Annotated in this window: 12 protein-coding genes; 5 read left to right on the forward strand and 7 right to left on the reverse strand. The window is 71.8% G+C overall.

Annotated elements, in window-relative coordinates:
* Positions 1-2: 2 nt before the first annotated feature.
* Both D9599_RS04915 and D9599_RS04920 read right to left on the reverse strand, forming a co-directional pair.
* Positions 3-839 (reverse strand): ABC transporter permease, encoded by an 837-nt coding sequence (locus D9599_RS04915; RefSeq protein WP_198380094.1) that lies wholly within the window; start codon positions 837-839, stop codon positions 3-5.
* 90 nt (positions 840-929) lie between these two features.
* Complete coding sequence (locus D9599_RS04920) at positions 930-1,580, reverse strand: TetR/AcrR family transcriptional regulator (RefSeq protein WP_198380095.1); 651 nt, start codon at positions 1,578-1,580, stop codon at positions 930-932.
* 147 nt (positions 1,581-1,727) lie between these two features.
* On the opposite strand from D9599_RS04920, the gene D9599_RS04925 reads away from it, so the two are divergent.
* Positions 1,728-2,741, forward strand: coding sequence for an ABC transporter substrate-binding protein (locus D9599_RS04925; RefSeq protein WP_198380096.1), 1,014 nt, complete (start codon positions 1,728-1,730; stop codon positions 2,739-2,741).
* A 3-nt stretch (positions 2,742-2,744) separates the two neighbouring features.
* On the opposite strand, the gene D9599_RS04930 is transcribed toward D9599_RS04925, so the two are convergent.
* The 5 genes from D9599_RS04930 to D9599_RS04950 all read right to left on the reverse strand — a co-directional run bounded on the left by D9599_RS04930 (position 2,745) and on the right by D9599_RS04950 (position 9,476).
* The gene (locus D9599_RS04930) at positions 2,745-3,854 is read right to left on the reverse strand and encodes a glycosyltransferase family 4 protein (protein ID WP_198380097.1); all 1,110 of its coding nucleotides are present in this window, start codon (positions 3,852-3,854) and stop codon (positions 2,745-2,747) included.
* Positions 3,855-3,862: 8 nt separating this feature from the next.
* Positions 3,863-5,110 (reverse strand): RsmB/NOP family class I SAM-dependent RNA methyltransferase, encoded by a 1,248-nt coding sequence (locus D9599_RS04935; RefSeq protein WP_198380098.1) that lies wholly within the window; start codon positions 5,108-5,110, stop codon positions 3,863-3,865.
* A 76-nt stretch (positions 5,111-5,186) separates the two neighbouring features.
* Entirely contained in the window at positions 5,187-6,083 is an 897-nt protein-coding gene (locus D9599_RS04940) for a DMT family transporter (RefSeq protein WP_198380099.1), read from the reverse strand.
* Positions 6,084-6,314: 231 nt separating this feature from the next.
* Positions 6,315-8,816 carry a hypothetical protein gene (locus D9599_RS04945; protein WP_198380100.1) on the reverse strand — a complete coding sequence of 834 codons (2,502 nt, stop codon included), beginning with the start codon at positions 8,814-8,816 and terminating at the stop codon, positions 6,315-6,317.
* Between the two features lie 288 nt (positions 8,817-9,104).
* A complete protein-coding gene (locus D9599_RS04950) occupies positions 9,105-9,476 on the reverse strand; it encodes a hypothetical protein (RefSeq protein WP_198380101.1) in 372 nt (123 codons plus the stop codon).
* Between the two features lie 264 nt (positions 9,477-9,740).
* On the opposite strand from D9599_RS04950, the gene rfbC reads away from it, so the two are divergent.
* Genes rfbC through rfbA form a run of 4 tightly spaced genes read left to right on the forward strand, consistent with a single transcriptional unit; the run spans position 9,741 to position 13,293 of the window.
* Positions 9,741-10,361, forward strand: coding sequence for a dTDP-4-dehydrorhamnose 3,5-epimerase (gene rfbC, locus D9599_RS04955; protein WP_198380102.1), 621 nt, complete (start codon positions 9,741-9,743; stop codon positions 10,359-10,361).
* 60 nt (positions 10,362-10,421) lie between these two features.
* Positions 10,422-11,492: a dTDP-glucose 4,6-dehydratase gene (gene rfbB, locus D9599_RS04960; protein ID WP_198380103.1), complete on the forward strand. Its 1,071-nt coding sequence runs from the start codon at positions 10,422-10,424 to the stop codon at positions 11,490-11,492.
* Positions 11,492-12,394, forward strand: coding sequence for a dTDP-4-dehydrorhamnose reductase (rfbD, locus tag D9599_RS04965; RefSeq protein ID WP_198380104.1), 903 nt, complete (start codon positions 11,492-11,494; stop codon positions 12,392-12,394). Before rfbB ends, rfbD begins: the two co-directional genes overlap by 1 nt.
* On the forward strand, positions 12,391-13,293 hold the full coding sequence (gene rfbA / locus D9599_RS04970; RefSeq protein ID WP_198380105.1) for a glucose-1-phosphate thymidylyltransferase RfbA: 903 nt from the start codon (positions 12,391-12,393) through the stop codon (positions 13,291-13,293). Before rfbD ends, rfbA begins: the two co-directional genes overlap by 4 nt.
* The last annotated feature ends 291 nt before the right edge of the window (positions 13,294-13,584 follow it).

A 13,584-nucleotide genomic window follows, 5' to 3' on the forward strand; every position in this document is an offset into this window, starting at 1 on the left:
GTCTATCCCTTTCTCGCGTCCCGCGGGACGAAGCGGTGCTCCAGCCCCAGCACGACGAGGTAGAGCGCGAGGCCGAGCAGGGTGAGGAGGATGACGGCCATGAACATGGCCGCCGTGTCGAGCGAGGTCTGCACCTGGATCATGAGGTAGGCGAGGCCGCGCTCGGAGGCGACGAACTCGCCCACCACCGCGCCGGCGACGGCGAGGATGGCGGCGACCTTCATGCCGGAGAAGATGTAGGGCAGCGAGCCCGGCAGCTGGATGTAGCGGAACACCTGCCAGCGCGATCCCTTCAGCGAGTGGACGAGGTCCAGCAGGTCCGGCTCCACCTCCTGCAGGCCGCGCACGGTGGTCAGCAGGATCGGGAAGAAGCAGAGGCTGAAGGTGATGAGCATGTTGGTGACGATGCCGTAGCTCATCCAGACGATCATGATGGGGCCGAGCGCCACCTTCGGGATCATGTTGAGCGTGACGAGCAGCGGGAAGACGAGCAGCGCGAGCGCACGCGACCAGCTGAAGACGAGGGCGAGCGCGACGCCCAGCACCACGGCCAGCGCGTAGCCGCCGCCGATCTCCGCCGCCGTGACGAGCGTGTTGGAGACCCAGGCGTTGGTCGGCACCGCCAGCGTGGCGAGGACCGCGCTGGGGGCCGGCAGGATGAAGGCGGGAAGCCCCGTGGCGCGGACGAGGACTTCCCAGAGCAGGACGGCCGCGACATGGACGAGGGCGATGATCGCCCAGCGGCGGCGCGTGCGGCGGGCGGCCTCGGCGGCGCGTGGATCGGCGCCCGGTTGTGCCCCTGGTATGGCGGAGATGTCGGTGCTCGCCTCCGCGACCATTCCGGACCCTTCCGTGGGGCGACCTTGCCCTGCGGTGCGGACGCTAACGGAACGGCCTCGCGCGTGTCAACCAACCGGTTGATAAAGGAATCAGGGCCGCAGGGCGGAGAGGGTGAAGTCGATCACGTGCCGCCGCCGTCGGCCGATTGCCGCCTTCGTGCCGAGGCGCGCGCCGAAGATCGCGGAGAGGGTGCGGTTGTTCGAGAAGTAGAAGTAGGAGAGCCCGGCGATGGAGATATAGACATCGATGGGATCGAGGTCGTCGCGGAACACGCCCTCGGCCGCGCCGCGCGCCAGCGTCTCCCCGAGCAGGTCGATGAGCGGCGAGTGCATCCGGCGCAGCCCTGGCGAGGCCCGCAGGTGGCGCGCCGCGTGCTGGTTTTCGTCGTTCAGCAGGGCCACGAATTCCGGATGGGCCGCGAGGTAGTCGAAGGAGAAGCCCACCAGCCGCTCCATCGCATCGAGCGGCGCGAGGTCGGCCAGTTGCAGTGCTCTCTCCTGCGCGCGGATCTCAGCGTAGACCGCCTCCAGCGCCGCGGCGTAGAGGTCCTCCTTCGTGCCGAAGTGGTGGTAGACAAGCTGCTTGTTCACGCCCGCGCGCGCCGCGATCTCGTCCACCCGCGCGCCGGCGAGGCCCTTCTCCGCGAACTCGCCGATGGCGGCGCCGAGCAGCGCGCGCCGGGTGCTCTCCGGGTCGCGCCGCCCGCGCGGGCGTTCGGTCGGGGCGGGCGGGCGGGGCATGGCGAGGGGTCTCCATACCAACCATCTGGTTGATTGTTGTTGCGGCACGTGATGGGCGCCGATAGGCTTTTCGCGACGCCGCCCGGCCATAGTCCGGGCCGCCCGGCCATAGTCCGGGCCACCCTTCGATAAGCGGAGACGCCTCGCATGACCAGGGACCCTTCCGTCCTCCCTCGCCGCGGGATGCTCCTCGCGGGGCTGGCCGCGCCCTTCGTTCCGCGCGTCGCGCGGGCGGCCGAGCGGGTGACCTTCGTGCTCAACTGGACCGCGGCCGCCGACCACTGCCCCTACTACCTCGCGAAGGCGCAGGGCTGGTACGAGAAGGCGGGTCTGGACGTGACGATCGAGGCGGGGCGCGGCTCCGGTGCCTCCGCTCAGCGCGTGGCGGCGGGCACGGCGCAGCTCGGCATCGCCGACATGCCGACGGCGCTGCTCGCGCGCAGCCGCGGCGGCAACCTCGCGGCGGTCATGACCGTCTACGCGAACTCGCCGCAGACCTTCTACTGGCTCCGCAGCAGCGGCATCTCGGGCCCGCGTGATTTTCCCGGCCGCTCCGTCGGCAATCCGCCGGGGGATGCCGCGCGCATCATGTGGCCGGTCTTCGCGCGGCGCGTGGGCATCGATCCGGGCTCCGTGCGCTTCGTCAACATCGCGCCGCCCGCGAAGATCCCTTCGCTCAAGAGCAAGGTGATCGACATCACCACCGACTTCTGGAACGAGCACGATCTGAAGGTGCGCGAGTTCGGCGCCGATCTCGGCTTCCAGCGCTGGAGCGACCTCGGGCTCAATCCCTACGGCAACTCCATCATCGCGAACGGCGACGTGCTGGCGAAGCAGCCCGACCTGGTGCGGACCTTCGTGCAGGTCTCCCAGCGCGCCTTCGCTGCCACGGTGGCCGATCCGCAGCCGGCGCTGCGCGCGCTCTTCGCCGCCGTCTCGGGCCTCGACGACTGGACGCAGCAGCGGCAGTGGGAGCGCGTGAAGGAGCTGATGCGCGACCCGACGACGACCTCCGTCGCGCTCGGCGCCTTCGAGGCCGCGCGGATGCGCGCCGACTACGACCTTATCCAGAGCCAGTTCGAGGGCGCGCAGCCCTTCGACCTGGACAAGGCCTACACCAACGCCTTCCTCGACACCGGCACCAAGATGTCGGCGGCCTGAGGGCTAGAGCCCCAGCAGGTCCAGCGTGCGCCCCACCACCCGCGCCTCGTCATAGCGGGCGAGCGCGCGGGCCCGCGCCGCCTCCCCCATGCGACGGCGCAGGGCCGCGTCGTCGGTGAGCTGGTTCAGCGCCGCCGCCAGCGGGGCGACGGCGGCCGGCGGCACCAGCAGGCCGGTTTCCCCGGGGACCACCTGTTCGCGCGGGCCACTGATGTCGGTGGCGACGACCGGCAATCCCGTCAGCATCGCCTCGATGACCGACATCGGCAGGCCCTCGAAGTGGCTCGGCAGGCAGAAGATGTCGGAGGCAGCCAGCACGCGCTCTGTGTCGTGCCGGTAGCCGAGGCGGCGGACGCGCGGCCCGAGGGTTCCGGCGGCGCGGGCGAAGTCCGGCTCGACATTGCCGCCGTGGTCGGTCGAGAGGCGCTCGCCGACGACCCAGAGCGTGGCGCCGGGCACGGCCTCCATGGCGCGCAGCAACTCGGGATGTCCCTTGTGGCGCACGAGGCGGGAGACGGCGGTCACGACCACCTCTTCCGGTGACGCGCCGAGTTCGGCCCGCACTTCGGCGCGGGCAACGGGGTCGGGGCGGAAGCGGGCGGGGTCGCGGCCGTTCAGCGCGGCGGTGGCGTGGCGGTGGATGCGGAGGCGCCGGGCGTCGCCCGCCTCCTCCTCGCTGACGGTCAGGAAGGTGTCGGTCAGCCGCCCGCCGATCCACTCCATCGCGAGCGAGAGGCCGCGGCGCCAGAGCGGGCCGGGCTGGTTGAAGAGGAAGCCGTGCACCGTGTAGGCGGTGCGGGGCACGCCCTCCAGCCGCGCGGCCACGCGGGCGAGGAGGCCCGCGATGGGGAAATGGGCGTGCACGAGGTTCGGTCGGCGCTCGCGGATGACCTGCCGGAGACAGCGCAGCGCCGCGAGGTTCGCGCGCGGCGAGAGGCTGCGCGAGAAGGGCACGGGGATGACGGTGAAGCCCTCCGCCCGCACGATCTCCAGCAGCGGCCCCTCGGCGCAGGCGGCCAGCACCTCGTGCCCGCGGGCGCGGGCGCCGCGCATCAGCGGCAGGATGAAGTGGCGAAGCGAGAAATCGACGTTGGCGATGAAGAGGACGCGCACGGCGCCGCCTAGCCCCGCCTGAAGCGGGCGACGAAGAAGCCGTCCATGCCGCCGCGCTCGCCCCAGAGATCCGGGCGGGTGCGGAGGGCGCCGGCGGGGGTGATGGCGTCCTCCAGACCCGGCACCTCCTCTGCCCGCACGGGGTCGGGGGTGAGGCCGAGGGCGGCGAGGCGGGCGAGATGCTCCTCCCCCTCCTCCGGCTGGAGGGAGCAGGTGGCGACAACCAGCCGCCCGCCCGGCGCCACCAGCCCCGCCGCCGCCTCGATCAGCGCGGCCTGGGTGGCGGCGAGCTTCGGCACGTCGCGCGGGCGGCGGAGATGCGGCACCTCCGGGTGGCGGCGGATGGTGCCGGTCGCGGTGCAGGGGGCATCCAGTAGCACGGCCCCGAAGCCTCCGCGCCGCTCGGCGGCCCAGGGGATGACGTCGGCGACCGCCACCTCGGCCGTCATCTTCAGGCGCGCGAGGTTCTCGCGCAGGCGGGTGGCGCGGCGCTCGTCCTTCTCCACCGCCGTGACCGCGGCGCCGGCAGCAACCAACTGCGCGGTCTTCCCGCCGGGCGCGGCGCAGAGATCGGCCACCCGCTCCCCCGGCGTTGCGGCCAGCAGGCGCGCGGGCAGACTGGCGGCGGCGTCCTGCGCCCAGAAGCCGCCTTCGGCGAAGCCGGGGATCTCGGTGATGCGCGTGCCGGGCGCAAGGCGCGCGGTGCCGTTGGGCAGAAGTTCCGCCCCCTCCGGCGGCGCGCTGCCGGGGACGAGGGAGAGGTCGAGCGGGGCCGGGCGGGTATGGGCCTCCGCGATCGCGCGCACCTTCGGGCCATAGGCGGCGTGCCAAGCGGACCAGAGCCAGGCGGGGGTGTCGAGGCGCGGCGCGTCCAGCGCCTCCAGCGCGGCCGGGCCCTCGGCCGCGACCTTGCGGAGTACGGCGTTTACCAGCCCGGCAAAGGGCTTCGGCGCAAGCGAGACGGCGGTGGCGACAGCCGCGTGCGGGGGCGTGCCGAGCAGCAGCAGCTCCGCCGCGCCGATCCGGAGCGCCTGGAGCGCGGGCGGCGAGGGCGCGCGCCGGAGATAGGGTTCCAGCACCGCGTCGATGCTGCCGAGGCGCCGCAGCACCGCGGCCGCGATCCGGTGGGCCGCCGCCCGGTCGCGCGGCTGGATGTGGCCGGGCAGGGCATCCAGCGCCTCCTCCAGCCCTCGCCGGCGTTCCAACACGGCGGAGAGAAGGGAGAAGGCGGCGGAACGGGTGGGATTGGCAGGCATCGCGGAGGCGATTGGCGCATTTCGCGCCCGCTGTGCAGCCCCCTTTCGCGCCGCCCTGCCATGGGCGGCGGTGCCCTCAGCCCTCCCGCGCGCGGGCCCGGAAGAGAAGCGTGAGGCCGGTCAGGGTCAGCGCCCCGCCCGCGAGGTCGGCCCAGCCGAGCACCTCGCCCAGGGCCGCCCAGCCGATCAGCGTGGCGACCGGGGGTGCCAGCAGCTGCAGCGCCGCCGCGGTGGAGGGTGGGAAGCGCCGAAGGAGCACGAAGAGCAGGGCATAGCCGCCCACCCCCACCACCGTGACGCTGTAGGCGAGGGACAGCCAGACCGGCAGGCTGGCCGTGGTCGGCGGCGCGCCCTCCATCACCACGGCGAGCACGAGCAGCAGCGCCGCGCTGACGAGGCTCTGCCCAGCGGTGGCGGACCAGAGGTCCACCCGGCCCCGCGCGGGCGCGAAGGCCAGCAGCCCCGCGGCCTGGCTGGCGGCGCCGAGCAGCGCGAGGCCGACGCCCAGCCCCTCGCCAGGGTTACCGAGGTGCCCGCCGACCCGCGCCCCGCCGAGCAGCGCGACCCCGCCCCAACCGAGCGCCAGCCCGATCCAGGCCATCGGGGAGGGGCGACGGCCGAAGAACAACACCTCCCCCAGGGCAACCACGAGCGGGGTGGCAGCCGTGATCAGCGCGACGAGGCCGGAGGGGATGAGTGACATCGCCCACCAGGAGAAGGCGAGATAGCCGCCCGTTCCCAGCAGCCCCATGACCACCACGCGCCCGAGGTCCGCCCGGCCCGGCCAGCGCGAGCGCGTGGCCCAGGCAAGCCCGAGGAGGAGGGGAGCAGTGGCGACGAAGCGGAAGGCCAGGCCCCAGAAGGGCGGCCATTCCAGCACCACCACCCGTGCCGCGTTGAAGGCCGACCCCCAGATCAGCACGAAGGCGACGGCCAGCGCGGCGGAACGCCACGCCTCACCACGGCCAGTCATCTCGACATCCTGGTCATCGCTCCCGCATCGGTGGCCCGGAGCAGGCGGCGCAAGGGGCGGCACGCCAGGACCGGCAGCCCCCCGTGCCGCGGCAGGAGAAGCCAGGACGGGATTTGCGTCGAAACGCCGGCGGCGGGAACCGGCATTTTCTCGGTGCGGCCATGCCCGGGTGGGGAGCCGGGATGGCCCGCGGCCCCCTTCACGGGGCCGCGGGCCGGAAGCCCCTGGGGCTCAGCCGAAGAGGAAGTCCTCGGCGCCGAGCGACTGGAGCGACAGGTTCATGATGGTCACCGTATCGGTCCCGGAGAGGCTGATCAGCACGTTTTCGCCGACCTGGGTGCTCGCCGCCATGACCTGCGCGAAGCTGGAGAAGCTGCCAGCCTGGAAAGCAATGACGTCCCTGTTCCCGGCCGCCTGGCCGAAATCATGGACCACGTCCGCGCCGGAGCCCGGAGCGAAGACAAAGTGGTCGCTCCCGGCCTCCCCGTAGAGGTCGTCGTTGCCGGCGCCGCCGGCGAGCACGTCATCCCCGCTTCCACCAACGAGGATGTCGCCGCCGTCACCGCCCATGAGGGTGTCGTTGCCGGCATCCCCGCGGAGGTGGTCGTTGCCCGCCTCGCCCCACATGAAGTCGTTGTCGTCACCGCCGAAGGCGAGGTCGTCGCCGTCGCCGCCCACCAGGGTGTCGTTGCCGGTATCGCCCAGGAGAATGTCGTTGCCGCCGTCGCCGCGAAGGTGGTCGTTCCCCGCCTCGCCCACGAGGAGGTCGTCGTCGTCACCGCCGAAGGCGAGGTCGTCGCCGTCGCCGCCCGCCAGGGTGTCGTTGCCGGTATCGCCCAGGAGAATGTCGTTGCCGCCGTCGCCGCGGAGTTGGTCGTTCCCCGCCTCGCCCACGAGGAGGTCGTCGTCGTCGCCGCCGAAAGCGAGGTCGTCGCCGTCGCCGCCCGCCAGGGTGTCGTTGCCCGCTTCGCCCCAGAGGATGTCGCTGTCTTCGCCACCCAAGGCGAGGTCGTGGCCGTCGCCGCCCACCAGGGTATCGGTGCCGGCGGCGCCGATAAGGGTGTCGTTCCCGGCATCGCCGCGGAGGTGGTCGTTGCCCGCCTCGCCCCAGAGGATGTCATCGTCGTTGCCGGCGAAGGCGAGGTCGTCGCCGTCGCCGCCCACCAGGATGTCGGCGCCGCTGTCACCCACGAGGATGTCGTTGCCAGCATCGCCGCGAAGGTGGTCGTTGCCCGCCATTCCCCAGAGGACGTCGCTGTCGTCGCCACCGAAGGCGAGGTCGTTGCCGTCGCCGCCGATGATGCCGTCGTCGCCGCCCTCGCCGACGAGAACGTCGTCGCCGTTGCCGCCGCTGAGGACGTCGTTCCCGGCGCCGGCAAACAGTGCGTCGTTGCCATCGCCGCTGGAGAGCAGGTTCGCGCCTGTGTCGCCAATCAGCACGTCCGCGAAGGCGGAGCCGGTGAGATTCTCAATGCTCGTCAGCGTGTCGCCCTGCGCGTCGCCACCGGCGGTGGTCCCGAGCGAGAGGTCCACCGTCACCCCGGCCGAGGAGGTGCTGTAGTCTGCGATGTCGCTGCCGAGGCCGCCGTCCAGCGCATCGCCGCCCGCGCCGCCGGAGAGCAGGTTGGCGCCCGCGTCGCCCGTCAGCACGTCGGCGAATGCGGAGCCGGTGAGGTTCTCGATGTTCGTCAGCGTGTCGCCCTGCGCGTCACCGCCGGTGGCGGTCCCGAGCGAGAGGTCCACCGTCACGCTGGCCGAGGAGGCGCTGTAGTCGGCCGTGTCGGTGCCGGTGCCGCCGTCCAGCACGTCGGCGCCCGCGCCGCCGGCCAGGGTGTCGTTGCCGTCCCCGCCCGACAGGCTATTCGCTCCGGCATCGCCCACCAGCCGGTCCGCGAAGGCGGAGCCGGTGAGATTCTCGATGCTCGTCAGCGTGTCGCCCTGCGCGTCGCCGCCGGCGGCGGTCCCGAGCGAGAGGTCCACCGTCACGCCGGCCGAGGAACCGGCGTAGGCAGCGGCGTCGATGCCGATGCCGCCGTCCAGTACATCGGCGCCCGTGCCGCCCGTCAGGACGTCGTCGCCGTTCCCGCCGAGGAGGGTATCGTCGCCGTCGCCGCCGAGCAGCGCATTGTTCCCGGCATCGCCCACCAGCTGGTCCGCGAAGGCGGAGCCGATGAGGTTCTCGAACGCTGTCAGCGCGTCGCCCTGCGCGTCGCCGCCGCTGCCCGTCCCTGTCGCGAGGCTCACGGTGACGCCGGCCGTGGAGGCGCTGTAGTCGGCGGTGTCGGTGCCGTTGCCGCCGTCCAGCGCATCGGCGCCCGTGCCACCCGCCAGCGTGTCGTTGCCGTCGCCGCCGGAGAGCGTGTCGTTGCCCGCGTAGCCGCGCAGGACGTCGTTGCCGGATCCGGCCCGCAGCTCGTCGCCGAAGGCGCCGCCGGTCATCAGCAGGTTGCCCGTTCCCGCGGAAAGATCGAAGCTGACGCTGATTTGGGAGGGCTGCGCGAAGCTGCCGGCATCGAGCGACAGGGGCCGCGTGCTGGAGTCCGAGGGATAGATGTAGACGAACCTGTCCACGCTCCGGAAGGATTCGTTGCTGACCACATCGGCCAAGTCGCCGATCGACAGGTTGTCCGAGAGATTGATCGTGTTGGCGATGGGGACGTTGTTATTGACCAGATCGCCGCCGTTCAGCGCGTCGTAATCGGCGCCTAGGGTGTATCGGAAGGTTCCCGCCATGGGTCGTTTTGTCCTCTCGTCGCCTGCCCGGCTGGAACGGGCGCCTTTCGCGTCACCGGTCCGCCAGGGGATGGTCTAGGGCCGAAAGGTGAACAAATCGTCTCCCGCCGTGCGTACCCGGCGGCCTCGATCATCGGCGGGCGCTGCCTGGGAGGGCCGCGATCCCCAAGCACATTTGCCGCGGCCGCGCTGGGGGCGCGACCGCGGGTTTCCCGCTGATCCATAGGTTTGGGCGTGGCGGAGGTGGTCTTGCCGCCCCGCGCCGCCTTGCTTCCTGTCCCTCCGCCGTCAGGCCCGGCGGAGGGCCGCCGCGGTCCGCCGCCGCGAGAAGCGCGGGGCGGTCCAGCACCGCGTCGCCGGCGCGCCGGCCGCCGGGGGAAGGGGGCGCCGCCGGATGTCCTTCGCACGCTCCACATGGGCGTGCCGGGCCGCAGGGCTGGCCAGCGGCTCCTCGGCGGGGAAGAGGTCGAAGCTGATGCTGAGGGCGGATCCGGCCTCATCGAGTCCCTCGCCGGCCAGGCGGGCGTCGGCCGTGGCGGATGGGAAGGCATCCGCGAAGCTCATGCCGAGGCTGACGCCCTCCTGACACCAGGAGGCGAGCGGGCCGCCTGGGATCGGCTCGGTCGTCGGGCAGGGGATGAGCGCGGTTGTTCCAGTCATGGTCGTTTTGTCCTTTGCCTGGTCGGGCCTGGGCTGGCGGGCGCTCGCGCGCCTTCGCTGCTCCACCGGAACATTAGGAGGCCAAAGGTTAACGATCTGCTTCAGCCCGGCGTGTTCCTTACGCAACATCCGGCGGCGTCATGGCCTGGGCCGCGCCCCCCGCGCAGGCGCGGGGCACGAAAGGCGGCGCGCTGTGCCCTCGCTGCTCTCTCTGCGCGCTGCCAACATGTGTTAACCAGTTCGCTGTTCCCCCGGGGCCCTCCGATGTCCGTCATCTTTCCGCCCGTCGACCTGCAGCGCCTCGCCGTGGGGGCGCCGCGCACGAGCGGCAACGTGACCGCCCTGCCGCTTGGGATCGAGGGGCCGCTGCTGCTCGGCCTCCGGCGCATCGGGGACCTGCGCGGCTACTTCATGGAGACCTATAGCGAGCGGGACTTCCGCGCGGTGGGGGTGGACGCGCGCTTCGTGCAGGACAACCAATCCCTCTCGGCCCGGGTCGGCACGCTGCGCGGCCTGCATTTCCAGACGCCGCCGCACGCCCAGGCGAAGCTCGTGCGGGTGGTGCGCGGCGCGGTACTCGACATTGCCGTGGATATCCGCCGCGACTCGCCGGGCTTCGGGCGGCATGTCGCCTGCCACCTGACGGCTGACGGGGCGGAGCAGCTCTACATTCCCGCCGGCTTCGCCCACGGCTTCGTCACCCTCGCGTCCGATACGGAGGTCGCCTACAAGGTGAGCGACCATTACGCGCCGGAATGCGACCGTGGCATCGCCTGGGACGATCCGGACCTCGGCCTGCCCTGGCCCGAGCTGCCGGGCGGCCCCATCCTCTCCGAGAAGGACAGGACCCACCCCCGGCTGCGTGACCTGCCGCCGCTCTTCTGACACAAGGTTCCCTGACAGAAGGCCTCCAACTGCCTTCCGACAAGGTCCGAGATTCCCATCATGCGCGTGATCGTCACCGGCGGCGCCGGCTTCATCGGCTCGGCCCTTGTCCGCCACCTCGTGCTCGACCTCGGGCACGAGGTGCTGGTGGTGGACAAGCTCACCTATGCCGGCGACCCGCGCACGGTCGCTGCCTGCGAGGGGCGGCCCGGATTCGCGCTGCTCCGCGCTGACATCCTCGACGCCGCGGCCATGCGCGCGGCCTTCGCGGACTACGCGCCCGATGCCGTCATGCATTTGGCGGCCGAGAGCCACGTGGACCGCTCCATCGCCTCCGCCGCGCCCTTCGTGCAGACGAACGTGATGGGCACTTTCGTGCTGCTGGAGGCGGCGCGGGAGCTGCTGGCGGGCTACGGCGCCGAGCGGCGCGCGGCCTTCCGCTTCCTCCATGTCTCGACCGACGAGGTCTTCGGCTCCCTCGGCTCGACCGGTGCCTTCACGGAGACGACGCCCTATGACCCGCGCTCGCCCTATTCCGCGAGCAAGGCGGGGTCGGACCACCTGGCGCGGGCTTGGCACGAGACCTACGGCCTGCCGACCATCGTCACGAACTGCTCGAACAACTACGGGCCCTACCACTTCCCGGAGAAGCTTATCCCGCTCGTTACCCTCAACGCGCTGGAGGGGCTGCCGCTCCCGGTCTATGGCGACGGCGGCAACATCCGGGACTGGCTTTTCGTCGAGGACCATGTGCGCGCACTCGTCGCCGCCGTGACCCGTGGCGTGCCGGGCGAGACCTACAACATCGGCGGGCGGGCCGAGCGCACGAACCTGCAGGTGGTGCGCGCCATCTGCGACACGCTGGACCGGCTGCGGCCCGGGTCCGCTCCGCGACGCGACCTCATCACCTTCGTGCCCGACCGGCCCGGACACGACCGGCGCTACGCCATCGATCCCGCCAAGGCGGAGCGAGAGCTCGGCTGGCGGGCCTCCGTCACCTTCGAGGAGGGGATCGCGCGCACCGTCGCCTGGTATCTCGAGAACGAGGCCTGGTGGCGGCCGCTGCGGGAGGCTGTCTATCGCGGCGAGCGGCTCGGCCTGTTGCCGGCCTCACCGGGTGCCGGGGCCTGATGCGCGTCCTCGTCGCCGGGCGCCGTGGGCAGCTCGCGGCCGCGCTGATCGAGCGCCTGCCGCAAGACGGCCACGAGGTGGTCGCGCTCGGACGGCCCGATCTCGACCTGACGGAGCGCGACTCGATCCTGCGGGCGATCAAGGCCCACAGGCCGGATGCCGTGGTCAACGCTGCCGCCTATACGGCGGTGGACCGCGCCGAGGAGGATCGCGACCTTGCCTTCGCGGTGAACACGATCGGCCCCGCGATGCTCGCCGCCGCCTGCGCCGGGCGGGACCTGCCCTTCCTCCATCTCTCCACCGACTACGTCTTCTCGGGCGAGGGCGGGGCGCCCTATGACGAGGAGGCCGAGCCCGCGCCGCTCGGCACCTATGGCGCCTCCAAGCTCGCGGGGGAGCGCGCGGCGATGGCGGCCAATCCCCGCACCGCCGTCATCCGCACCGCCTGGCTTTGCGGGCCGCAGGGGTCGAACTTCGTGAAGACCATGCTTCGCCTCGGCGAGGAGCGGGAGGCGGTCTCGGTGGTGGCGGACCAGCGGGGCGCGCCGACCTTCGTTGCCGACCTCGCGGACGCCGTCGCGCTCATGCTGCCCCGGCTGGTGGCGGCGCCCGCTGATGATGCCGCTTTCGGCATCTTCCACCTGACCGGCGCGCCGCACACCACCTGGCACGGCTTTGCCGAGGCGATCTTCGAGGGCGCCGCCGCGCGCGGGCGGAAGGTGCCGCGGCTCCTCGCCATCACGACGGCCGAATACCCCACGCCTGCCCGACGGCCGCCCGATGGCCGCCTGAATTGTGGACGCATCCTTCAGGTGTACGGCATCCGGCCCGCCGATTGGCGCCAATCCCTCGCGCGCTGCCTCGACGGGTTGATCGGGCCGATCACGAAGGATCAGGCATGAAGGCCACCCCGACCGGCCCGTTCAAGGCGACGAAAGGCATCCTCCTCGCGGGTGGCAGCGGCACGCGGCTCTACCCGGCGACGCTGGCCGTTTCGAAGCAGCTGCTGCCCGTCTACGACAAGCCGATGATCTACTACCCGCTCTCGGTGCTCATGCTGGCGGATATCCGGGACATCCTGGTGATCTCCACCCCGCACGACCTGCCGCTCTTCCGCCGCCTGCTCGGCACCGGGGAGCAGTGGGGAATCCGCATCACCTATGCCGAGCAGCCCCAGCCGGACGGCCTCGCCCAGGCCTTCATTCTCGGCGAGGAGTTCCTCGCCGGCGCTCCATCCGCTCTCGTGCTCGGCGACAACATCTATCACGGCTACGAGTTGGACGACCGCCTCGCGGAGGCGCGGGTGGACGACCACGGTGCCTCCGTCTTCGCCTATCGTGTGGCAGACCCCGAGCGCTACGGCGTGGTGGAGTTCGACCAGGCCTTCCGCGCCCTCTCGCTGGAGGAGAAGCCGGTCAAGCCACGCTCCAACTGGGCGGTCACGGGCCTCTACTTCTACGACGGCCGCGCGCCGGCCCTCTCGCGCACGCTCAAGCCCTCCCCGCGCGGCGAACTCGAGATCACCGACCTCAACCGCCTCTACCTGGAGGAGGGATCGCTCCGCGTGATCCGCCTCGGCCGCGGCTACGCCTGGCTCGACACGGGTACCCATGACAGCCTGCTGGAGGCCGGCGAATACGTGCGCGCCATCGAGAAGCGCACCGGCACGAAGGTGGCGGCACCCGAGGAAGTCGCCTGGCGCCGCGGCTTCATCGACGACGACGCCCTCCGTGCCCTCGCTGTGAAACAGAGCAAGAGCGGATACGGGACCTACCTCGAAGGGCTGGTGGCACGGGGGTGAGCGCTTGCGGCGCCGGAGAGGGCGCTGCCCTCTCCGGACATCCAAGGCAATGCCTCGGATCCGCCAGGAGCCTGAGGCTGCTGGACCTGCATCTGGCTTTCGTAAATGCGGAGATTAAAAGCCGGCTCTTTGCCGGTGCCCCTCCTGCGCGTGCCGTTGCCTCGGGTCAATGACCCGAGGCGCACCGGCCGCTCAGAGATTCCAGACTTGAGAAAGAAGATGATGGTGAGGGGCCCGGGGAGAGGAAGAATTCCTTCTTCCTCTCCCCGGAGTCGCAAGCTCAGGCCAACC

This window comes from Roseomonas sp. KE2513, from assembly GCF_016107305.1.
Lineage (GTDB): Bacteria > Pseudomonadota > Alphaproteobacteria > Acetobacterales > Acetobacteraceae > Roseomonas.